This is a genomic window from Azorhizobium oxalatiphilum, from assembly GCF_014635325.1.
Classification (GTDB): Bacteria; Pseudomonadota; Alphaproteobacteria; order Rhizobiales; family Xanthobacteraceae; genus Azorhizobium; species Azorhizobium oxalatiphilum.
In genome coordinates this window covers 236,184-258,859 of the sequence record NZ_BMCT01000008.1, presented here as the reverse complement: position 1 = coordinate 258,859, position 22,676 = coordinate 236,184, and the positions used below count along the sequence as shown (strand labels likewise).

Sequence of the window (22,676 nt, the reverse complement as noted above, 5' to 3'; positions counted from 1 at the left end):
CGCATGCCTGCCGCGCAAAACCCCTCCCGCGCGCCCCCTGCGACAACCGCACCGCAGCACCCATCGCCTACCTTTGACTTGTATCAAGGTGAAACGACCGTCCTGACGCAAGGTGCCCGCGAGGCTCGGGAGCGGCCTGTCCGCCCCGCCGTGAGGGGTTGCCAATGTCCATAGTCCAGACATCCACCAAGCGCATGACCGGGGGCGAACTCGGTTTGATCCTTGTGTTCGCTGCGCTCGCTTTTCTGTCCGTGTGTATCGCCGCCAAGGCCTATACGCCGGAATATGCGTTCCACGCCTACCTGTTCGCGGCGGCGAGCATCGCCACCGTGTTCGTCATCGGCAACCGCTATATGGACCGCCCGGCGCAGCTGCCGCCGCAGACCATCGACGGCAAGCCCAACTACAACATGGCTCCGGTCAAGGTGGCGACGCTGCTCGCCATGTTCTGGGGCATCGCGGGCTTCCTGATCGGCGTCATCATCGCGCTGCAGATGGCCTATCCGGCGCTCAATTTCGACCTGCCCTGGATCTCGTTCGGCCGCCTGCGCCCGCTGCATACGTCGGCGGTGATTTTCGCCTTCGGCGGCAACGTGCTCATCGGCACCTCCTTCTACGTGGTCCAGCGCACCAGCCAGGCTCGCCTCGCCGGCTATCTGTCGCCCTGGTTCGTGGTCCTCGGCTACAATTTCTTCATCCTCATCGCGGGCACGGGCTACCTGCTCGGCATCACCCAGGGCAAGGAATACGCCGAGCCGGAATGGTATGCCGACCTGTGGCTCACCGTGGTCTGGGTGATGTACCTGCTGGTCTTCCTGGTCACGGTGCTGAAGCGCAAGGAACCCCACATCTATGTGGCCAACTGGTTCTATCTCGCCTTCATCCTGACCATCGCCGTGCTGCATCTGGGCAACAACGCCACGATCCCGGTCTCCATCTTCTCGCCCAAGTCCTACATCGTCTGGTCGGGCGTGCAGGATGCCATGGTGCAGTGGTGGTACGGCCACAACGCGGTGGGCTTCTTCCTGACCGCCGGCTTCCTCGCCCTGATGTACTACTTCATCCCCAAGCGGGCTGAGCGGCCGGTCTATTCCTACCGGCTGTCCATCGTCCACTTCTGGGCGATCATCTTCCTCTACATCTGGGCCGGCCCGCATCACCTGCACTACACGGCGCTGCCGGACTGGGCGCAGACGCTGGGCATGACCTTCTCGATCATCCTGTGGATGCCCTCGTGGGGCGGCATGATCAACGGCCTGATGACCCTGTCGGGCGCGTGGGACAAGCTGCGCACCGATCCGGTGATCCGCATGATGGTGGTCGCCGTGGCCTTCTACGGCATGGCCACCTTCGAAGGCCCGATGATGTCGGTGAAGAGCGTGAACTCGCTCAGCCACTACACCGAATGGGGCATCGGCCACGTGCATTCCGGCGCGCTGGGCTGGGTCGCCTACATCTCCTTCGGCGCCATCTACTGCCTCATCCCCTGGCTCTGGGAGAAGCGCGAGATGTACTCCAAGAAGGCCATCGAATGGCACTTCTGGATCTCCACGCTCGGCATCGTGCTCTACATCTCCGCCATGTGGGTGGCGGGCATCATGCAGGGCCTGATGTGGCGCGCCTACACCGCTCTCGGCTTCCTTGAGTACTCGTTCATCGAGAGCGTGGAAGCGGTGCATCCGCTCTATGTCATCCGCGCCCTGGGCGGCGGCCTGTTCCTCGCCGGCGCGCTCATCATGGCCTGGAACATCTTCATGACCATCACACGTGCCGAAACGGTGTCGCAGACCAGCGCCGCCGCCCTCGCGCCCGCCGAATGAGGGAGGACTGAATGTCCGTTTCATCCATCTGGTCCAAGCACGCCATCTTCGAGAAGCACTCGACGATCCTCATGCTTGGCATCCTGCTCGTCATCTCCATCGGCGGTCTGGTGGAAATCGTGCCCCTGTTCTACCTGAAGAGCACCATCGAGAAGGTGGACGGGATCCGTCCCTACACCCCGCTGGAGCTGGCCGGGCGCAACATCTATGTGCGTGAGGGCTGCTACGCCTGCCACAGCCAGATGATCCGCCCGCTGCGCGACGAGGTGGAGCGCTACGGCCACTATTCGCTGGCCGCCGAGAGCATGTACGACCACCCCTTCCAGTGGGGCTCCAAGCGTACCGGCCCGGATCTCGCCCGGGTCGGCGGCAAGTATTCCGACATGTGGCAGCTTGAGCACCTGAACAATCCGCGTTCGCTGGTGCCTGCCTCCATCATGCCGGGCTACCCCTGGCTGGCGAAGACCCCGCTCGCCGCCAAGCACATCGCCGACGAGATGCGCGTGCTCCGTGCCGAAGGCGTGCCCTACACCGAGGAGATGATCACCTCGGCACAGGACGACCTGAAGCTCCAGGCCACCCCGGAGGCGGATGCCGAAGCCCTGCAGGCCCGCTATCCCAAGGCGCTGGCCCGCGACTTCGACGGCAATCCCGAAGTGCTCACCGAAGCCGATGCGCTGATCGCCTATCTCCAGCAGCTGGGCACGCACGTCGACTTCAAGCTCTACAACAACAAGGCCAACGTGAGGTGAGCCATGCGTGAGATCTACATGCAGCTCGCAGGATTCGCGCAGACCTGGGGCCTTCTCTATTTCTTCGGCGCCTTCCTGTGCGTGTGCGCCTATGCCTACTGGCCATCGAAGCGCAAGGGCTTCGATGCGGCCGCGCAGATTCCCCTGAAGGAGGATTGATCGTGAGCACCGCACACAAGAACCCAAACGCGGTGGATCCGTCCTCTGGGCCGGGCACCACCGGTCATGAGTGGGATGGCATCCAGGAACTGAACACCCCGCTTCCGCGCTGGTGGCTGTGGACCTTCTACGCCACCATCCTCTGGGCGATCGGCTACTGGGTGGTCTATCCGGCCTGGCCGCTCGTCTCCAATTACACCAACGGCCTCACCGGCTGGCATGCCCGCTCCGCCGTCGTGGAGCAGATCGCGGAGCTGCAGAAGCTGCGCGCGGTCTCCTCGGCCAAGCTCGCCAGCGTGCCGCTGGAGGAGATCGAGAAGACCCCCGAACTGCTCAGCCTCGCCCGCGCCGAGGGCCGGGTGGCCTTCGCCGACAACTGCGCGCCCTGTCACGGGGCGGGTGGTGCCGGCGCCAAGGGCTACCCCAACCTCAATGACGATGACTGGATCTGGGGCGGCACGCTGGAGCAGATCAGCGCCACCATCACCCACGGCGCCCGCTCCGGCGACGATGCCGGCCACCAGGGCAACATGATGCCGTTCGGCCCCATGCTGACCAAGGCCGAGATCTCCGACACGGCGGACTATGTGCTCTCCCTCTCGGGTTCGGTTCCGAAGGACACGCCGGCGGTGAAGAAGGGGGCGGAGATTTTCGCCACCAACTGCTCCGCCTGCCATGGCGAGGACGGCAAGGGCAACCAGGAACTGGGCGCCCGCAACCTCACCTCCGGCATCTGGCTCTATGGCGGCGACAAGGCCACCATCGTGCAGACGATCACCAATGGCCGCGGCGGCGTGATGCCGGCCTGGTCGGGTCGCCTGCCGGACACCACCATCAAGGCGCTGACCGTCTACGTCCACACTCTGGGCGGCGGCCAGTGAGGCCCGGCGCCGGGCCGCATCCCGCCTCGCAAGACGCGGCGCGGCCCCGGCGCGGGACAGGACAGAGCCCGACATCCACACGGCGACCCCGCGCCGGTGGATGCGGTCTCCCGGCACCGGCGGTCGCCCCACGGCCTGCCGGTGTCCTTATACGTTCCGGAGGACGGCGCATGTCGCATCCCCCGTCTGCGCCCGCATAAGGTCGGGCCGAAGGCATGCCAATGACCGCCCCCGTCAATCCTGCGGCCCTCAAGCCGCGCCTGCCCCGCAAGGGCGAAACCGTTGCCGTTGCAGAGGACGAGCTTTACGCCGCCCGCCGCGCCATCTATCCGCAGAGCGTGCGCGGCCGCCTGCGCAACATCAAGTGGGTGCTGCTGCTCGTCACGCTGGGCATCTATTACTTCCTGCCCTTCGTGCGCTGGGATCGCGGGCCGGATGCACCCGGTCAGGCGGTGCTGATCGATTTCCCCGCGCGGCGCTTCTATTTCTTCTTCATCGAGATCTGGCCGCAGGAATTCTATTATCTCGCCGGCCTGCTGATCCTCGCCTCACTGGTCCTGTTCCTCATGAATGCGGTCGCCGGCCGCGTCTGGTGCGGCTATCTCTGCCCGCAGACGGTGTGGACCGACCTGTTCCTGAAGATCGAGCGTATGGTCGAAGGCGACCGGCGCGAGCACATGATGTCCGACGCCGGCCCCTGGACCATGGAAAAGGTGGCCAAGAAGACGCTCAAGCACGCCATCTGGCTGCTGATCGCGTGGTGGACCGGCGGCGCCTGGGTGCTCTATTTCGCCGATGCCCCCACCCTGGTGAAGGAACTGGCCACCTTCCAGGGCTCCACTGTCGCCTATGGCTCCATCGCGGTGCTGACCTTCACCACCTATACGCTCGCCGGCCATATGCGCGAGCAGGTGTGCACCTACATGTGCCCGTGGCCGCGCATCCAGGCCGCGCTCACCGATGAATATGCGCTCAACGTCACCTATCTCTACGATCGGGGCGAGCCGCGCGGATCGGTGAAGAAGGCGGCGCTGGCCCGCGCCGCCGGCCAGCCGGCGGGCGACTGCATCGACTGCAATCTGTGCGTCAACACCTGCCCCACGGGCGTGGACATCCGCAAGGGCATGCAGCTGGACTGCATCCAGTGCGGCCTGTGCATCGACGCCTGCAACAACGTCATGGACAAGATCAACCGCCCGCGCGGCCTGATCACCTATGAGTCCGAAGCCAATATGGAGGCGCGGGCCGCCGGCAAGCAGCCGGTGCGGCGCATCGTGCGCGCCCGCACCGTGCTCTACACCGCGCTCATCCTGCTGGTGGGCGGCATCATGATCGGCACGCTCGCCGGCCGCAGCACCGAGGGGCTGTCCGCCATCCATGACCGCAACCCGGTCTATGTGCGCCTCTCCGACGGCACGCTGCGCAATGCCTATACGCTGCGGCTGATCAACAAGAAGCTGGAGCCGCGCCGCTTCGTGCTCACGGTGGACGGCCTGCCGAACACCCGCCTCTCCGTGGTCGGCACCGAGCCCGGCCCCGAGGGCGAGGTGCTCGCGGTGGGGCCGGACCAGACGCTGGAGGCCCGCGTGTTCCTGACCCATGCCGGCAAGCTGCCGCCCGGCGCCTCCGTGCCCGTCACCTTCCGCATCCGCGATCTGGCGGACGGCACCACTGCATCCGTCACCGACAACTTCATCGGCCCCTAGAGTGCTTCAGTATTTCCTGGAAACGCTGAAGCAATCCAACACCTTAATGGAGAACGTGTTCCGGTTTTAGAGCAATCAAAACCGGACGTGCTCCAAGGAGCCCCCAATGACCATGGTCCAATCCCGCCCCGCCCCCAAGGGAGGTCGCCCCGGCCGCGTTCCCGGCCAGCTCACCGGCTGGCACGTGCTGGCCGCCCTGCTCGGCTTCTTCGGCCTCATCATCGCGGTCAATGTGGTGATGGCCCATTATGCCGTCGCCACCTTCGGCGGCGTGGAGACGGAAAGCTCCTACAAGGCCGGCCTCGCCTTCAAGGCCGAGGAAGATGCCGCCGCCACCCAGAATGCGCGCCAGTGGCGCGTGATCCTCGACGTCTCGGACCGCCCCGACGGCACCCGCCTGCTCGTCATCGAGGCCCGCGATGCCGCCGGCAAGCCGCTGGCGGGCTATGCGGTGGATGCCCGCTTCGCCCATCCCGCCGATGCGCGTCAGGACGTCACGGTGCCGCTCACGGATCTGGGCGGCGGGCGCTATCAGGGCACGGCCGGCGTCCATCGCGGCCAATGGGAGCTGATCGTTGATCTGGCTCAAGGCGAGGGTCGCCTGTTCCGGTCCAAGAACAGAGTGCAGCTGCGCTAAGCCGAACTCGTTCTCTGGGGGGAACTGGGTTCATCAGGCGAACGCAGCGCCGGCCGAGGCGGTCGGGCGGACCGCTTCGGCCGGCACATTTTCGGGCAGGCCCTCCGCCCCGGGTCAACCCTATGGAAAAGCCATCCCCCTGGGTGGCTCCATATCTCGGGACGCGAGTGCCGCCACGCATGGCCGGATAGCCGGCTCCAGGCAGGGCGCATACCATGTCTCAGGCGATCGACTATTCCATCTTCATGGCCCGCGAAGCGGACGGCACCGCCCGCATGAGCCTCGCCGTGGACGGCATCGACAGCGCCGCCTGTATCTCCGACATCGAGAATGGCGTGCTCACCTTGCCCGGCGTGGTGAAGGCCCGCCTCAATTATTCCACCCACCGCCTCACCGTGGAATGGAACGGCGAGGGTGCCCCCGACGAGTTGGTGCGCCGGCTGGAGGACATGGGCTATCGCGCCCACCCCTTCGCCGGCCGGGCCGAGGAGTTGGAGGCCCGCCACGCCCAGTGGCTGCTGCGCTGCCTTGGCGTCGCCGGCTTCGGCATGATGAACATCATGCTGCTCTCGGTCTCGGTCTGGGCCGGCAACGTCACCGACATCACCCCCGAGACGCGCGACCTCTTCCACTGGATCTCCGCGCTCATCGCGCTGCCATGCGGCGCCTATGCGGGCCAGCCCTTCTTCCGCAGCGCGCTCAGAGCGCTGCGCACCCGCTCGCTCAACATGGACGTGCCGATCTCGCTCGGCGTGCTGCTGGCGCTCGGCATGTCGGTGATGGAGACCGTTCTCCATCAGGAGCACGCTTATTTCGACAGCGCCATCATGCTGCTGTTCTTCCTTCTGGCCGGCCGCTATCTCGACCACGAGGCCCGCCGCCGCACCCGCGCCGTGGCCGGCAATCTGGCGGCCCTGCGCGGCGAGATGGCCCAGCGCATCGAGGCCGATGGCACCCCGGTCTTCGTGCCCGTGCAGGCGCTGAAGACCGGCGACCGCATTCTGGTGGCGGCCGGCGAGCGCCTCGGCGCGGACGGCGTGGTGGATGGCGGCCTGTCCAGCCTCGATGAGGCGCTGATCACCGGCGAGACCCTGCCCCGCGCCGTGAAGACCGGGGATGCGGTCTATGCCGGCAGCCTCAACGGCGCCGGCACGCTCACCGTGCGCGTCACCGCCGGCGGCGAGGGCACGCTCATCGACGACGTGCAGCGCCTGCTGGATGGGGCGCTCACCCAGCGCGCCGGCTATGTGCGCCTCGCCGACCGGGTGGCCCGGCTCTATGCCCCCGTGGTGCATGCCACCGCGCTGCTCTCCATGATCGGCTGGCTCATCTACGGCCTCGGCCTGCACGGCTCGGTGATGATCGCGGTGGCCGTGCTCATCATCACCTGCCCCTGCGCGCTGGCGCTGGCCGTGCCCGCCGTGCAGGTGGTCGCCACCGGCCGCCTGTTCCGGGCCGGCCTGCTGGTGAATGCCGGCGACATGCTGGAGCGCCTTGCCGGCGTCGATACCGTGGTGTTCGACAAGACCGGCACCCTCACCTTGCCCGAGCCGGCTTTGCGCCTGCCCGCCGGGGCCGATGCGGACCTCGTGGGGCTGGCCGCCCGGCTCGCCCAGTCGAGCCGCCATCCGCTTGCGGCGGCGCTGGCCCGCCATGCGGAGGGACCGGCCTTCGAGACGGTCGAGGAAGTGGCAGGCGCGGGCGTGCGCACCACGCTGGACGGGGCGGAGCTGCGCCTCGGCAGCCTCGCCTTCTGCGAGACCACGCTGCCCGCCGATCTGCCGCCCACCGCCACCCCCATCGCCGTGCGCCATGGCGCGCGGGTGCTGGTGATCGGCCTTGAGCAGGCGCTCAGGGCCGATGCCGCCCAGGTGGTGGAGGCGCTCAAGGCACGCGGGCTCGATGTGCGCATCCTCTCCGGTGATCGCTATGGCCCGGTGGAAGCGGTGGCCTCCGCGCTCGGCATCTCTCATTACTCCGCCACCATGCGCCCCGCCGACAAGATCGCCGAGCTGGAGCGCCTGAAGGCGGCCGGGCACAAGGTGCTGATGGTAGGCGACGGGCTCAATGACGCGCCCGCTCTTGCCGCCGCCAACGTCTCGCTCTCGCCCGCCTCGGGTGTGGCGGTCACGCAGGCGCAGGCGGATGCGGTCTTCATCGGCCAGCGTCTCGCCCCGGTGCGCATCGCCGTCGACGGCGCGCGGGTGGCGGCCCGCCTCATGCGCCAGAATCTCGGCATCGCCGTGCTCTACAATTTCATCGCCGTGCCGCTGGCCATCTCCGGATATGTCACGCCGCTGGTCGCCGCGCTTGCCATGTCCGGCTCGTCCATTATCGTCACGCTCAACGCCATGCGGGCCGCCCGGCCGGGCCGCGAGGACCGCGCGCCGGCCGAAGACACCGCGCCCGCCGCCAGTGTGGAGGCCCATGCATGACCGTTCTGCTCTATCTCGTTCCCGCCGCCCTCGGGCTCGGCCTCCTTGGCCTTGGCGGCTTCCTCTGGAGCCTCAGGTCCGGCCAGTATGAGGATCTGGACGGGGCCGCCGTGCGCATCCTGTCGGACGAGGACGTGAGGAGATGAGCCGCCTTGCCCCGGCGGGTGCACCGCGCGCGGGCATGCTGGCCTGCATCTGCGATCCCGAATTCGACGTCCCCGCCAATGACAATCGCTGGACACGGCCCCGCCCGTGGCCGCTGGCGCTCGGCTTTGCCTTCGGCGTGCTGGCGCAGACGCTGGCCTCCGGCATCCTGCCGCTGGCGGGCGCCCAGCTGGCGCCCCGGCCCGATCTTGCCACCCTGCCGTTTGCCGCGCTGATGCTGGGGGCGGCGCTCGCCTCCTTCCCGGCCTCCTTCCTCGGCGATGCCTTCGGGCGGCGCACCGGCTTCGCGCTCGGCGCCTCGCTGGGCATCGCGGGCGGGGCCATCCTCGCCTTCGGCATTCTTCAGCGCCAGTTCGCCTTCGCCTGCCTCGGCGCGCTGTGGCTGGGCATGGCGCAGGGCTTCTCCTTCTTCTATCGCCACGAGGCTGCCGCCTCCGCCGGCCGCCCTGCTGCCGCAGCTGCGGGTGTGATGGCGGGCGGCCTGTTCGCGGCAGTGGCCGGGCCTTCTCTCGCCGGCCTTGCCGAGACCTTCTTCGCGCCCGCCTTTCTGGTGGGCTCGGCGGTGCTGGCGGCGCTCGCCCACACCGCCTCGCTGGCGGTGGCCGTGCGCCTCGCGCCCGATGCCCGCCCGTGGACACAGACCGGCGATGCCGGGCCGCTCACCGCCATTCTCGGCCCGACGCTCGTTGCCATGCTGGCCTGGGGCGGCATGAGCCTCGTCATGGCCGGAGCACCGCTGGCGCTGATGGATTGCGGCATCGGCGAGGGCGCGCTGTTCGGCTTCATCGCGCTGCACGTGGCGGCCATGTACGGGCCGGCGGCCCCGCTCGCCTTGCTGGGTCGCCGCCTGCCGGCGCGCCTGATGGCGTTCGGTGGACTGGCGCTGGTGCTGGCGGCGATCCCGCTGCAATTCTCCACCGATCCGCGTTTTCTGGCCGCCGCACTCATGCTGGTGGGCGCGGGCTGGTCCATCGCCACCATTGGCGCCACGGGCTGGCTGCATCAGACCGCCAGGCCCGGTCGCCTTGCGCTGGCGTTGCATGACGGCGCGCTGTTCTCCGCCGCTATTGTGGGCGCGGCGCTGGCGGGGCGGCTGTTCTGAGGGCTCGCGCGGAGAGGGCCCTCCCCCAGCGCGCCCCTTGCTCCAAAAACGACGGGCGCCGCCGGAGATCCGGGGCGCCCGTCGCGTATGCGTAAAAGCCTGTCAGGCGATCACAGGAAGCCGATGGAGAACCACGGCACCAGCGCCACCACCACGAGGCCGATGAACAGGGCGATCAGGTAGCCCACGATCGGCTTCATGCCCACCACCGGATCCACCCGGCCGATGGCGCAGGCGGCGTAGTAGCCCACGCCGAAGGGCGGGGCGAACAGGCCGATGCCCATGGCGAGGATGACCACCATCGCATAGTGCACCTCGTGGATGCCCACGGCCTTGGCGATGGGGAACAGCAGCGGCCCGAACAGCACGATGGCGGGGATACCCTCCAGCACGCTGCCCAGAACGATGAAGGCCACGATGGACACCGCCATGAAGGTCATGGCGCCGCCCGGCAGGCCGGTCATCCAGAGCGCCAGTTCACGCGAGAAGCCGGACTGGGTGAGGCCCCAGGCCATGCCCGTCGCGGTGCCGATGATGAGCAGGATCGCGCCCGACAGGCAGGCGGTGTCCACCAGCATCGGCCCGATGCGCTTCACGTCGAACTTGCGGTAGATGAGGATGCCCGCCGCCACCGCATAGGCGATGCCGATGGTGGAGACTTCGGTGGCCGTCGCCACGCCCTCGATCACCGCCGCACGGATGACGAACGGCAGCGCGATGGCCGGGAAGGCAATGACGAAGGTGCGCAGGATTTCGCTGCCCGACGCCTTCTTCACATGGCTCATGTCCTCGCCGCGATAGCGCCACCAGACCACCATGCACAGCGTGAAGGCCAGCACCACGCCCGGCAGCAGGCCGCCGGTGAACAGAGCGGAGATGGACACGCCCGTCACCGAACCGATGGTGATGAGCACGAGGCTGGGCGGGATGGTCTCGGTCTGCGCGCCGGTGGCGGAAAGCAGGGCCACGAGGTCGCCCTCCTTGGCGCCGCGCTGCTTCATTTCGGGAAACAGCACCGGGGCCACCGCCGCCATGTCCGCCGCCTTGGCACCTGAGATGCCGGAGACGAGATACATGGCGCCGACCAGCACGTAATGCAGGCCGCCCTTCACATGGCCGAGCAGGCTGGCGAGGAACTGCACCATGGCCTTCGCCATGCCCGTCATCTCGATCAGCATGCCGAGGAACACGAACAGCGGCACGGACAGCAGGATGAGGTGGCTCATGCCCTCGTCCATGCGGCCGACCAGCACCATCATCGGCGTGCGCGTGGTGAGCGCCAGATAGCCGAAGGTGGCAAGGCCGAAGGCAAAGGCGATGGGCACGCCCGCGAACACGCACACCGCCACCACGCCGACGAAGAAGATCAGCAGGTTGGCGTTGCCGAGCGGCCGCAGGAACGGCCCCAGCAGCCAGAAGGCGGCGACGATGGCGGCGGTGAGCAGGACCGCGCTCGCCACCATCTTCAGGTCCGAATGCCGCGCCAGCCGGATGAACGCGAACACCATCATGAGGCCGAGGCCCACGGGCAGCGCCGCCGCACGCACGGAGTTCGGGATCTCCAGCGCCGGGGTGAGGATGAACACCTCCTCCTCGGCATATTCCAAGGCATGGGGGAAGACCATGCCGATGAAGGCCAGAGCCGAGGTGATGGCGATGAGGTCGAGGAAGGCCCGCGCGCGCGGGTTCACCTTGGCCGCCACCGCCGTCATGCGCATGTGCTCACCGCGGCGGAACGCCACCACCGCGCCCAGCATGGCCAGCCACAGGAACAGGATGGAGGCCAGTTCGTCCGACCACACGATGGGCGCGTGGAAGACGTAGCGGGCGACGACGCCCGCAAACAGGACGCAGATCTCCACCGCCACCAGAATGGCGACGGGGATCTCCACCATCAGGCCGAGCACGCGGTCCACGACGGAAGCCACGGCGGCTGTGCGGCTCATGGGCGGCGACGTCAAAGCAGACGCCGCGCCATGCCCTTGAAGGACGGGGGCGCGGGCCATATCGCTCACGACAGCTTTCCGACCGCCTTCTCGAGGACGGCCCAGGCTTCATCGCCATACTTGCCCTTCCATTCCGAATAGAAGCCGGCAGCGCGCAGCTTCTCGCGGAAGGGGGCAGGGTCGGGGGAGTTGAAGGCCATGCCCTTGGAGGCCAGTTCCTGCTGCAGCGAGGCGTTGAGCTTGGCGACGTCCGCCCGCTCCTTCTCGCCGGCCGCATTGATGTTCTTGGCCACGATGGTGCGGATGTCTTCCGGCAGGGCCTGCCAGGCGCGGCGATTGGCCAGGAACCAGAAGCCGTCCCACATGTGGTTGGTCAGCGAGCAGTACTTCTGTACTTCGTAAAGCTTGGCCGTGGCGATGATGGCGAGCGGGTTTTCCTGCCCGTCCACGATCTTGGTCTGCAACGCCGAATAGACTTCCGCGAAATTGATGGAGGCGGGAGCCGAGCCGAAGGCCTTGTACATGGAGGTCCACAGCGGGGAGACCGGCACGCGGATCTTGAAGCCCTCGAGATCCTTGGCGGTCGCGATCGGGCGCGTGGACGAGGTGGTCTGGCGGAAGCCGTTGTCCCAGATCTTGTCCATGGCGACGAGGCCGAACTTGGCGATCTGCCCGCGCACATAGACGCCGAGCTCGCCGTCCATGGCCTTCCACACGCTGTCATAGTCGGGGAAGGCGAAGCCGATGCCCGAGAGCGAGGCATTGGGCACGAGGGTGGAGAGGATGAGCGGCGAGAGGGTGAAGAACTCGACGCCGCCGGAGCGCAGCTGGCTCAGCGTATCGGTATCGGAACCCAGCTGGCTGGTGGGGAAGATCTGAAGCTCGAACCGGCCGTTCGTCTCCTGCTTGATCGCCGCCGCCATCTCGCGGGCGCGGACGTTCATCGGATGGGTATCGGGCAGGTTGTTGGCGTATTTGTAAGTGAATTCCGCCTGCTGGGCGCGCGCCACGAAGGGCGCGAACACCGCACCCGTGACAGCAGTGGCGGCAGTGGCCTTCAACAAGGCGCGACGAGACACAGACATGAACCTGCTCCTCCTGGCTTGGTCCTTTTGGACCTGTTTCCTCGATGGGTCCAAGATGTGGACCTCTTAATTGCGTCACCTATACTGACCCACTTGTGGGATCTGCACAAGGTGTCTATCATCCTTCTACAGTCGTCAATCTATCGACGACGATAAAGAAAAAAATTGGTCCACATGATGGATCATAGGGAGCAAAACGTGAGCAGGACCGGCGACGACCCGTCGGGCGGCGGGACTCAAAGCATTGAACGCGCAATCGCCTTGCTGCTGCTGGTGGGCCGTGGAGGCACGCCCGGCATGCGCTTGTCCGATCTGGTGGCACGATCCGGCCTCCCCAAGCCGACCGTCCGTCGCGTCCTGATGGCGCTGGTCCGTTCGGGCCTGCTCGATCAGGATGCGCTGACGCGGCGGTACCATATCGGACCCGAGACCTATGTTCTAGGAACATTGGCGAGCGAACGTTTCGGCATCCACGCCCTCTCGCTCGACAACCTCACGCGCCTCGCGCAGGAGAGCGGCGACTGCGCCTTCCTCTCGGTGCCGCGCGACAGCTACGTGGTCTGTTTGCACCGCGAAGAAGGCCCCTTCCCCATCCGCACCCATGTGCTGAAGGCGGGTGATCGCCACCCCATGGGCATCGGCGCCGGTAGCCTCGCCATCCTCGCCGCGCTGCCGGACGCGGAGATCGACCGCATCTTCGCATCCAATACGCAGGCGCTCATCAAGGACTATCCGGCCTATTCCGAGGCCCTGCTGCGCGGCTGCGTGGCGGATGCCCGCCAGCGCGGCTATGCGCTCAATCCGGGCATACTGATGCCCGGCTCGTGGGGTATCGGCGTGCCCGTCATGGGCCCCGACGGCACCCCCGCCGGCGCCCTCTCCATCGCCGCCATCGAAAGCCGCCTCGGCGACGAGCGGCGGCAGGAGCTGGTTCCCATCCTGCGCCGCGAGGCGCAGCTTCTGGAGGCGGCGCTGCGCCGCCCCTCTTCGCGTCCCGACGTACCGTCCAACTCACCCCGCGCCCGCCTCGCCGCGACGCGCACCGCCATGAAGGTGAAGACATGACACGCGCCTGCATCGTAGGATACGCCCATACCCCCTTCGGCAAGCTCGAAGATCCCGACACCGAGAGCCTGATGGCCCGTGTCTCCGGCGCCGCGCTGGAGCATGCCGGCGTCTCCCCCGACAAGGTGGACGGCATCTTCGTCGGCGTCATGAATTCCGGCTTCCAGAAGCAGGACTTCCAGGGCGCGCTGGTGGCGCTCGCCGACGAGCGCCTCACCTATGTGCCGGCCATGCGCGTGGAAAACGCCTGCGCCACCGGCTCCGCCGCCATCTACACCGCGCTCGACTTCATCGAGAGCGGCCGCGGCCGCATCGCCCTCGTGGTGGGCGCCGAGAAGATGACCGCCAAGCCCACCTCCGAGGTTGGTGACATCCTGCTCAACGCCTCCTACCGCAAGGAAGAGGCGGACATCGAGGGCGGCTTCGCGGGCCAGTTCGGCCGCATCGCGCAGAACTATTTCCAGCGTTATGGCGACCGCTCGGAAGAGCTGGCCATGATCGCCGCCAAGAACCACCACAACGGCGTCTCGAACCCCTTCGCGCAGATGCGCAAGGATCTCGGCTTCGAGTTCTGCAACACGGTGTCGGAGAAGAACCCGCTGGTGGCCGGCCCCCTGCGCCGCACGGACTGTTCGCTGGTCTCCGACGGCGCCGCCGCCCTCGTGCTGGCGGACGAGGAGATCGCCCGCGATCTCCAGCGCGCCATCGCCTTCCGCGCCCGCACCCACCGCAACGACATCCTGCCCATGTCGCGCCGCGATCCCACGGCGTTCGAGGGCGGCCGCCGCGCCTGGGCGACCTCGCTCGCCGATGCCGAGATGACCCTCAACGATCTCGATTTCGTCGAGACCCATGACTGCTTCACCGTCGCCGAGCTGATCGAATACGAGATCATGGGCCTGGCGAAGCCCGGCGAGGGCTACAAGGTGGTGCGCGAAGGCATCACCCGGAAGGACGGGCGCCTGCCGGTCAATCCGTCGGGCGGCCTGAAATCCAAGGGCCATCCCATCGGCGCCACCGGCGTCTCCATGCACGTGCTCTCCTCCATGCAGCTCATGGGCGAGGCCGGCGACATGCAGATCAAGGATGCCTCCGTCGCGGGCATCTTCAACATGGGCGGCGCTGCGGTCGCCAACTACGTCTCGATCCTGGAGCGTCTGAAATGAGCGTGGCCGTCACGGCACCGAAAGGCGGGGTCGCCCCCGCCACCCGCCGGGTGATGAACCTGTCCCATTTCCTGCGTCAGGCGGCCCGCCGCTTCCCGCAGGAGATCGGCTTCGTCCACGGCGCCGCCACCACCACCTGGTCGGACATGGACACGCGCGTGGACGCCATGGTGGCCGCGCTGACGGCCAAGGGCGTCACCAAGGGCGATCGCGTGCTGGTGCAGTCCAAGAACTGCCTGCAGATGTTCGAGAGCATGTTCGCCTGCTTCCGCATCGGCGCGGTGTGGGTGCCCACGAACTTCCGCCAGACCCCGGACGAGGTGGCCTATCTCGCCAAGGCGTCGGGCGCCACGCTGATGATCTGCCACGCCGATTTCCCCGAGCATGTGAAGGTGGCGCAGGCCGAGAGCCCCGCAATCGCGCAGGTGATCGGCATCGGCAACGCCCCCTTCGGCGAGGATTACGACGCCCTCGTTGCCGCCCATCTCGGCACCACTGCGCCTGCGGCGGACGTCGAGTATGACGACCCCTGCTGGTTCTTCTTCACCTCCGGCACCACCGGCCGGCCGAAGGCCGCCGTGCTGACCCACGGCCAGATGGCCTTCGTGGTGACGAACCATCTGTGTGACCTGATGCCGGGCACCACGCAGAACGACGCTTCGGTGGTGGTGGCGCCGCTCTCGCACGGCGCCGGCATCCACCAGCTGGTGCAGACCGCCCGCGCGGTGAAGACCATCCTGCCGCCCTCCGAGCGTTTCGACGTGGCCGAGGTGTGGGGGCTGGTGGAAAAGTGGAAGGTGACGAACATCTTCACCGTGCCGACCATCACCAAGATGCTGGTCGAGCACCCCTCGGTGAACCAGTTCGACCGCTCTTCGCTGCGCTATGTCATCTATGCCGGCGCGCCCATGTATCGCGAGGATCAGAAGCGCGCGCTCAATACGCTCGGCAAGGTTCTGGTGCAGTATTTCGGCCTTGGCGAAGTCACCGGCAACATCACCGTGCTGCCCCCGGCTTTGCATGAGCCCGACGACGGCCCGCATGTGAAGGTGGGTACCTGCGGCTTCGAACGTACCGGCATGCAGGTCCAGATCCAGGACGATTCCGGCAACGAGGTCGCCCCGTTCGAAACCGGCGAGCTGTGCGTCTGCGGCCCGGCGGTGTTCGCGGGCTATTACGAGAACCCGGAAGCCAACGCCAAGTCGTTCCGCAACGGCTGGTTCCGCACCGGCGACCTCGGCCACATGGACGAGCAGGGTTTCTTCTACATCACCGGCCGCGCCTCGGACATGTACATCTCCGGCGGCTCGAACGTGTATCCGCGTGAGGTGGAGGAGAAGCTGCTCGCCCATCCCGCGCTGGTGGAAGTGGCCATCCTCGGCGTGCCGGACCCCATGTGGGGCGAGGTGGGCGTCGCGGTCTGCGTGGCCCGCGAGGGCGCGCAGGTGAACGAGGCCGAGATCGCCGCCTTCCTCGATGGCAAGGTCTCCCGCTACAAGCTGCCCAAGCGCGTGTTCTTCTGGGACGCGCTGCCCAAGTCCGCCTACGGCAAGATCACCAAGAAGATGGTGCGCGAGGCGCTTGAGGAACGCGGCCTGCTTCCCCTCGACAAGCAGATGGAGAAGTCCGCATGAGCCCTCCCGGCGACGTACCCGTACGACTTCTCAAGCACCCCGGGCCGGTCGCGGCCCGGCGGTGGGACAGCCTCTCCTGCGAGAAGGCCCGCGCCTTCCGCTTCTCGCTCATCCCCGGACGCTCGCTGTTCGACGGCATCTTCAATGCCATGAAGGCAGCGAACGTCTCGGCGGCGGCGCTGACGCTGACCGGCGGCACCTTCTCCCGCGTGGATTACTGCCTCGCGGCGCCCCGCCCCGGAAAGCCGCAGGTGGCCGGCTATACGGACCCCGAGCGCATGGGCGGGCCCATCGGCCTCATCGGCGCCAGCGCCACGCTGGGGCTCGATGTGAAGGGCCGGCCCATGGTGCATTGCCATGCGCTGCTGTCGAAGCCGGACGGCGAACTGTTCGGCGGCCACATCATGCCGGGTGAGAGCATTGTCGGCGCGGTGCCGCCGGTGGTGTTCGCCCGTGCCTTTGCCGGGGAAGCGATCCGCCAGCGCTACGACCCCGAAACCATCATGTCGCTGTTCCACCCGGCCGAAGACGGCCCCTTCCCCGGAGCCCCCCATGCAGGCTGATCCTCAGGATGCCGTATCCCCGGAGAGTGATGTAGCCCCGCCCGAGAGCGGCCAGACCGGGCGCATTCTCTATGCCCGCGTGCGTCCCAATGAAGACCTCGTGCAGACGGTGGAGAAGCTTTGCCTCCAGCACGGATTTGCCGACGCCGTGGTGCGCGGCAGCCTCGGCAGCCTCAGCCAGTGCTGCCTTGAGCTGCACACGGGCGCCCGCATCGACGTGCCGGGACCGGCCGTCGAGATGCTGACCCTGATGGGCGAGGTCCGCACCGTGGATGGCGCGCCGCGCGCGCAGCTGTCCGGCACGGTGGCCGATCCCGAGGGCAAGATTTTCGCGGGACGCTTCGCCGCCGGGCGCAACCCGGTGTGCATCACCTTCGAGATCACCCTCGAGGAGTGGCTCGCGGACGCCGCACCGAACTGACGCTCCACTCAGTCGCGAGATACCAGACCGGCCACCCGCGACGGGAGGCCGGAGCCTTTCGGCCGTCCGGGCAACAGGATTTACGGACGGCACAGTGAATCAGGGCCGAAGGCCCGATCGAGGGAGAAGGATATGTCCAAGGACAAGGGAAGCGTGATCGTCACCGGCGGCGCCTCAGGCATCGGCCTCGCGCTGGTGGAGGGTCTGCTGGCGGACGGCTGGACCGTCGCGGCGGCCGACGTGGTGCCCGCCAGCATCGAGAGCGCGAAGGCCAGGCTCGCCGGCCATGGCGACAAGGTGCGCTTCCTGCAGGTGGACGTGTCCGACGAAGCCGCCGTGGTGAAGGCCGTGGCCGAGGTGGACAGGGATTTCGGCCCGCTGTGGGGCGTGGTGAATTCGGCCGGCATCGGCAAGGATCTGCCGGCGCTGGAAACCTCCGCCGATTTCTTCCGCAAAATCCTCGACGTGAACCTCGTCGGCACCTTCCTCATCGCCCGTGAGGCGGCCAAGGCCATGAAGGCCCATGGCGGCGGCTCCATCGTCAACATCTCCTCGGTCTCGGGCATGCGCGGCAATCTCGGCCGCGCCGCCTATGGCTCGTCCAAGGCCGGCGTGATCATGCTGACCCAGATCCTCGCGGTGGAACTGGCGCCGGAAAAAATCCGCGTCAACGCCATCTCTCCCGGCCCCATCGAGACCCCGCTGGTCAAGGCCATGCACACGGACGAGGCGAGAGCCGGCTGGATGAAGACCGTGCCCATGAAGCGCTATGCGGACCCTTCCGAAGTGTCCGGCGCCATCGCCTTCCTGCTGGACGAGACCAAGTCCAGCTTCGTCACCGGCCAGACCATCGCGGTGGACGGCGGTTTCGTGGCCGGCGGCCTGATCGGCCTGTGAGCGTCCCGCCCGTCACGCCGCCCGGGACGGCGGCGCGGCGGGCACATCCTCGAACAGCAGGTGCGCGGGCGTGAAGCACAGCAGGCGCTTCCATTCGTGCAGGCCGGGCGCGCCATGCTCCATGGCGCCATACATCAGCCAGCGCACCCCCTGGGCTTCGCGGTCCTGCCGCTCCAGCAGCCAGCGCGCCACCTCCAGAAACAGCAGCTTCATCACGCCGGTGCCCAGATGGTCGCCGTGCGCCATGAGATCGAAGGTGCGGCAGAGATCCCCCACCCGCCGCAGCGCCAGATAGGCGATGAGGCGCGGGCCGCCCGAAGTCTCCAGAAAGGCGCCCCAGACCAGCGTCCAGTGGTCCGGGCAGGCCGGAGCCTCGGGCGCCACGCATGTATCCTCGCCCGGCGCCCGGCCGCCGAACCAGGCCGCCAGCACCGGACCGCCGGAGCGGAAGCGCTTGGAGCCGCGGATGGCGGCAAGGCTCGCCACATGACCATCGGGATTGATCCGCGCGCAGGTGATGCCGAGGCGGGCCGCCTTCTTCGCCGCGCGGGGGACATTGCCGCGCGAGCGCTTCGAGACCGCCTTCACATAGGTGTCGGCCGATGGATACAGGGCGAGGTCCAGCATCATTGCGGTGCTGCCACTCCAGCGGCGCAGGCCCGTGGGCGGGACGCTGTCGGCATGGAAACGGCGGGCATCGGCAGCGAACAACCCGCAGGTGGGATCGCTGCATGTCGCCAGCGGCCCGACCTGAACTGGCACCGCCGGCACCTGCGCCACACCCGTCAGCGCATGGTCCCGCATCCTCCCCTTGCGCGCGGCGGCTTGCCAAGGGTTGAGGGCGTTGTGCAGCCTGACAGTGAGGAATTGCGCGAGGGACACGGTCGATTCGCTTGAGGTCCCCACCACTGTCACGAGATCGCATGCCAACGGAAGATACTGACCCAACGTCATCAACCACGGACCGGGAGAAATCGCCCTTCCGGCTGGACGGACGCACCGCCCTCGTCACCGCCGGCGTCTCGGGGCTCGGCTTCGAGATCGCGCGCGGCCTCGCCGCCGCGGGGGCGCGGGTGCTGGTGAACGGACGCGATACGGAGCGGCTGACCGCCTCGGTGGCGGCCATTCAGGCGGAAGGCGGCGCAGCCCTGCCCTGCCGCTTCGACGCCACCGACGAGGCGCAGATGGGCGAGGCGCTGGCCGCCGCCGGGCCGCTGGACATCCTGATCAACAATGCCGGCGCCCGCGACCGCCGGTCCCTCGCCCACATGGAGCCGGACGATTTCCGCCGCCTGATCGAGCTGGACCTCGTGGCCCCCGCCTTGCTCAGCCGGCTCGCAGCCCCGGCGATGATCGCGGCGGGCTGGGGACGCATCGTCAACATCACCTCCATCGCCGGCCCCCTGTCGCGGGCCGGGGACACGGCCTACACCACCGCCAAGGGCGGACTGGCCGCGCTGACCCGCGCCCTTGCCGCCGATTTTGGCCCGCACGGCATCACGGTCAACGCCATCGCACCCGGCTATTTCGCCACCGCGCCCAATGCGGCCATGGTCGCGGACCCGGAGGTGAATGCCGTCCTTCAGCGCCGCACCTCGCTCGGTCGCTGGGGCCGGCCGGAGGAAATCGCCGGCGCCGCCGTGTTCCTCGCCTCACCCGCCGCTGGCTATGTCACTGGCCACGTGCTGGCGGTAGACGGCGGATACCTCGCCCATTTCTGAGCCGGCTCAGGACGTCGGGCGCCCCAAAAGCCTTGCCCAGAGCGCGATTGGAGGCACTATGATGCCAAAATTAAACCACAACGACGTTTGATTTCGCGCTATACAAGTCCTGCGAGTAGACATGCGGGACGTGTGGTGAGGGTAAGCATGGGCGAGTCTCGGTTGAGACCGCTGACGGGTGAATTCCGCGACGAGCGATCGGAAGCCGCATTCCGGGCGGATCGCTTCGGCGATGCGCAACGGCACGTGCGTCTGGTCCTGGTCGCCTGCGTGCTCATCACCGCTTTGTTCATGCTGCTCGACCAGCAGTCGTCGAGTGCTGTTGCGAACCCGCGGGTCTTCTGGCTGCGCGCCTTGATTGTGGTCTCTGCCATCGCCGCCTTCCTTGTGGTCGGCCGGGTACGGCAGGTGGCGACCTTCGAACGCGTGCTGCTGGTGTGGCAATGGCTGCTGGCGGCCTGCGTGGCCCTGCTTGTCCTCGGCATCAGCGGCGCCCCTCTGGCACTCAGCGCCTTCCTGCCCGTCAGCTATTATCTGGTGATGCCCGTTGCCACCCGGTGGCGGTTCATCAACGGCCTGGGCAGCAGCCTCATGCTGGTGCTGGCCTATTCCAGCGTCGATGCGGATCGCGATCGGCTGCTGGTCCTGCTGCTCTGGGGAGCGGTGATGAACGCCGCCCTCGTGGTCATCGTCATCCGCGACAACCGGCTCAGCCGGCTGAGCTGGAGTGCCCGGCAGGCGGAGCGGGAGGCCCTCGCCGCCGCGCTGCGCTCCAGCGACCTGCTGCAGAAGACCTTCCTCGCAGCCCCCATCCCGCTTCTGATCTCCGATCTCGAGACCGGGACCATCATTCGCTACAACGATGCGGGCGTGCGCTATTTCGGCGGCACGCCGGACGAGTTCGAGATCACCACCACCCGGCAGATCTACGTCCATCCGGACGGGCGGCAGCAGTTCCGCGAACTGATCCGCAAGCAGGGTACGGTCACGGGCTTCGAAACCACCATCCGTCTCGGCAAGGGGGAGGAGCGCACCGTCCTGCTGGAGGGCACCGCCGTCAATCTGGACGGGCGTGCCTGCGTCATTTCCGGCGTGGTGGACATCACCGACCGGCTGGTGGCGGAGCAGAAGGCCCGTCACGCGGCGCTGCACGACGTGCTCACCGGCCTGCCCAACCGCGCCGCCTTCCAGGAGGAACTGGAAAAGGCCTGCGCCACGGGCGGCAGCGTCTGCCTGCTGCTGATGGACCTCGACAGCCTGAAGGACGTCAACGACACCTTTGGGCACGACGTGGGCGATGCCCTGCTGCGGGAGAGCGGCCAGCGCCTCGGCGCCCTCGTGGCCGGCCGCTGGATCGTCGCGCGGCTGGGTGGCGATGAATTCGTGGTCCTGCTCACCGGCGTCGATCAGGTGCGCGCCCACGCGCTGGCACAGGATATCGTCGCCGACTTCCGCCGCCCCATGTTCCACGGCACCCGGCCGCTGTTCACCAAGGCCAGCGTCGGCATCGCCATGCGGCCCGACGGCACCCAGCCCCCCGGCGAACTCATGAAGGACGCCGACCTGGCCCTCTATGCCGCCAAGCAGCAGGGCCGCAACCGCGCGGTGGTCTATTCCCCCGCCATGCGGCAGGCCATGAAGGAGCGCGTCTCCCTCCATCGCGCCCTCACCGATGCGGCGGCGGCGGAGGCCATCGTTCCCTTCTACCAGCCCAAGATCTCGCTCATCACCGGACGCATCGTCGGGTTCGAGGCGCTGATGCGCTGGCGGCAGGGGCCGCAGGCATTTCTCGCCCCCGGCGCCTTCGACCAGGCCTTCCAGGATCCGGACCTGGCGGTGCTGATCGGCGATTCCATGGTGCGGCAGGTGAGCGCCGATGTGCGCAACTGGCACGGCGCCGGGCTGGATTTCGGCCGCATGGCGCTGAACCTCTCCCCGGCACAGTTCACCCATCTCGACCTCGGGAACCACCTGCTGGCCCGCTTCGCGGAGGCGAAGGTGGCCCCCGAGCTGTTCGAGGTGGAGGTGACGGAGACGGTGTTCCTCGGCCGCCGGGTGGAGCATGTGGCCCCCATCCTGCGCCAGTTCTACGACGCCGGCATCCGCATCGCGCTGGATGATTTCGGCACCGGCTACGCCGCCCTCACCCATCTGAAGCAGCTGCCCATCGACACCATCAAGATCGACCAGAGCTTCGTCGAGGACATCGAGAGCGACACGTTCGACGCGGCCATCGTCAATTCGGTTCTGGAACTGGGCCATACGCTCGGCATGCAGGTGGTGGCCGAGGGCGTGGAAACCATGGGGCAGGCCCGCTTCCTCGCCGGAAAGGGCTGCGAGGTGGTGCAGGGCTTCCTCTACGCCCGCCCCATGCCCGCCGCGCACGCACGCGATCTCATCGTGCGGGAAAGCGAGGCCGTGGCTGCCGTGCGCCTGCGCGACCTCAAGGCGTCCACCTGACGGCCTGTTCATCCAAATCCGGTCCGGCCGTGCTATAGCCCTTGTGCGCCTGCGCGCGGCC

The 22,676-nt window shown here is 67.7% G+C and carries 20 protein-coding genes; 17 read left to right on the top strand and 3 right to left on the bottom strand.

Going from position 1 to position 22,676, the window contains the following annotated elements; all coding sequences use genetic code 11:
- Positions 1-164 precede the first annotated feature (164 nt).
- The 9 genes from ccoN (at position 165) to IEW24_RS23005 (ending at position 9,657) form a co-directional block, all read left to right on the top strand.
- Positions 165-1,820, top strand: coding sequence for a cytochrome-c oxidase, cbb3-type subunit I (gene ccoN / locus IEW24_RS23045; RefSeq protein ID WP_188583098.1), 1,656 nt, complete (start codon positions 165-167; stop codon positions 1,818-1,820).
- An 11-nt stretch (positions 1,821-1,831) separates the two neighbouring features.
- A complete protein-coding gene (gene ccoO, locus IEW24_RS23040; protein ID WP_188583096.1) occupies positions 1,832-2,572 on the top strand; it encodes a cytochrome-c oxidase, cbb3-type subunit II in 741 nt (246 codons plus the stop codon).
- 3 nt (positions 2,573-2,575) lie between these two features.
- Positions 2,576-2,731, top strand: coding sequence for a cbb3-type cytochrome c oxidase subunit 3 (locus IEW24_RS23035; RefSeq protein WP_188583094.1), 156 nt, complete (start codon positions 2,576-2,578; stop codon positions 2,729-2,731).
- Positions 2,731-3,612 carry a cytochrome-c oxidase, cbb3-type subunit III gene (gene ccoP / locus IEW24_RS23030; protein WP_373870125.1) on the top strand — a complete coding sequence of 294 codons (882 nt, stop codon included), beginning with the start codon at positions 2,731-2,733 and terminating at the stop codon, positions 3,610-3,612. The genes IEW24_RS23035 and ccoP overlap by 1 nt, the downstream gene beginning before the upstream one ends.
- 221 nt (positions 3,613-3,833) lie before the next feature.
- The gene (gene ccoG, locus IEW24_RS23025; RefSeq protein WP_188583090.1) at positions 3,834-5,318 is read left to right on the top strand and encodes a cytochrome c oxidase accessory protein CcoG; all 1,485 of its coding nucleotides are present in this window, start codon (positions 3,834-3,836) and stop codon (positions 5,316-5,318) included.
- 106 nt (positions 5,319-5,424) lie between these two features.
- Entirely contained in the window at positions 5,425-5,955 is a 531-nt protein-coding gene (locus IEW24_RS23020; RefSeq protein ID WP_188583088.1) for a FixH family protein, read from the top strand.
- A gap of 215 nt (positions 5,956-6,170) precedes the next feature.
- Positions 6,171-8,390 (top strand): heavy metal translocating P-type ATPase, encoded by a 2,220-nt coding sequence (locus tag IEW24_RS23015; protein WP_188583086.1) that lies wholly within the window; start codon positions 6,171-6,173, stop codon positions 8,388-8,390.
- Complete coding sequence (gene ccoS / locus IEW24_RS23010; protein ID WP_188583084.1) at positions 8,387-8,536, top strand: cbb3-type cytochrome oxidase assembly protein CcoS; 150 nt, start codon at positions 8,387-8,389, stop codon at positions 8,534-8,536. Before IEW24_RS23015 ends, ccoS begins: the two co-directional genes overlap by 4 nt.
- Positions 8,533-9,657, top strand: coding sequence for an MFS transporter (locus IEW24_RS23005; RefSeq protein WP_188583083.1), 1,125 nt, complete (start codon positions 8,533-8,535; stop codon positions 9,655-9,657). Before ccoS ends, IEW24_RS23005 begins: the two co-directional genes overlap by 4 nt.
- A gap of 110 nt (positions 9,658-9,767) precedes the next feature.
- Here the strand turns inward: IEW24_RS23005 and IEW24_RS23000 are convergent, their stop codons facing one another.
- Together IEW24_RS23000 and IEW24_RS22995 are read right to left on the bottom strand one after the other, a co-directional pair.
- The gene (locus IEW24_RS23000) at positions 9,768-11,663 is read right to left on the bottom strand and encodes a TRAP transporter large permease (protein WP_188583303.1); all 1,896 of its coding nucleotides are present in this window, start codon (positions 11,661-11,663) and stop codon (positions 9,768-9,770) included.
- Between the two features lie 5 nt (positions 11,664-11,668).
- Positions 11,669-12,688, bottom strand: a complete 1,020-nt coding sequence (locus IEW24_RS22995) for a TRAP transporter substrate-binding protein (protein ID WP_188583081.1) — start codon at positions 12,686-12,688, stop codon at positions 11,669-11,671.
- 198 nt (positions 12,689-12,886) lie between these two features.
- On the opposite strand from IEW24_RS22995, the gene IEW24_RS22990 reads away from it, so the two are divergent.
- The 6 genes from IEW24_RS22990 (at position 12,887) to IEW24_RS22965 (ending at position 18,434) form a co-directional block, all read left to right on the top strand.
- On the top strand, positions 12,887-13,753 hold the full coding sequence (locus IEW24_RS22990) for an IclR family transcriptional regulator (protein WP_244644620.1): 867 nt from the start codon (positions 12,887-12,889) through the stop codon (positions 13,751-13,753).
- Positions 13,750-14,919, top strand: coding sequence for an acetyl-CoA acetyltransferase (locus IEW24_RS22985; RefSeq protein WP_188583076.1), 1,170 nt, complete (start codon positions 13,750-13,752; stop codon positions 14,917-14,919). Before IEW24_RS22990 ends, IEW24_RS22985 begins: the two co-directional genes overlap by 4 nt.
- Complete coding sequence (locus IEW24_RS22980; protein ID WP_188583074.1) at positions 14,916-16,553, top strand: acyl-CoA synthetase; 1,638 nt, start codon at positions 14,916-14,918, stop codon at positions 16,551-16,553. The genes IEW24_RS22985 and IEW24_RS22980 overlap by 4 nt, the downstream gene beginning before the upstream one ends.
- The gene (locus IEW24_RS22975) at positions 16,550-17,116 is read left to right on the top strand and encodes a PPC domain-containing DNA-binding protein (protein WP_188583073.1); all 567 of its coding nucleotides are present in this window, start codon (positions 16,550-16,552) and stop codon (positions 17,114-17,116) included. The genes IEW24_RS22980 and IEW24_RS22975 overlap by 4 nt, the downstream gene beginning before the upstream one ends.
- A complete protein-coding gene (locus IEW24_RS22970) occupies positions 17,106-17,537 on the top strand; it encodes a PCC domain-containing protein (RefSeq protein ID WP_188583071.1) in 432 nt (143 codons plus the stop codon). The genes IEW24_RS22975 and IEW24_RS22970 overlap by 11 nt, the downstream gene beginning before the upstream one ends.
- Before the next feature lie 132 nt (positions 17,538-17,669).
- Positions 17,670-18,434 carry an SDR family NAD(P)-dependent oxidoreductase gene (locus IEW24_RS22965; RefSeq protein ID WP_188583069.1) on the top strand — a complete coding sequence of 255 codons (765 nt, stop codon included), beginning with the start codon at positions 17,670-17,672 and terminating at the stop codon, positions 18,432-18,434.
- Between the two features lie 12 nt (positions 18,435-18,446).
- Here the strand turns inward: IEW24_RS22965 and IEW24_RS22960 are convergent, their stop codons facing one another.
- Positions 18,447-19,238: a hypothetical protein gene (locus tag IEW24_RS22960; RefSeq protein ID WP_188583066.1), complete on the bottom strand. Its 792-nt coding sequence runs from the start codon at positions 19,236-19,238 to the stop codon at positions 18,447-18,449.
- A gap of 119 nt (positions 19,239-19,357) precedes the next feature.
- Here IEW24_RS22960 and IEW24_RS22955 point away from each other — a divergent pair, with 119 nt between their 5' ends.
- A complete protein-coding gene (locus IEW24_RS22955; protein ID WP_188583064.1) occupies positions 19,358-20,155 on the top strand; it encodes an SDR family oxidoreductase in 798 nt (265 codons plus the stop codon).
- A 147-nt stretch (positions 20,156-20,302) separates the two neighbouring features.
- Positions 20,303-22,615 (top strand): putative bifunctional diguanylate cyclase/phosphodiesterase, encoded by a 2,313-nt coding sequence (locus tag IEW24_RS22950; protein ID WP_188583063.1) that lies wholly within the window; start codon positions 20,303-20,305, stop codon positions 22,613-22,615.
- Positions 22,616-22,676: the final 61 nt, after the last annotated feature.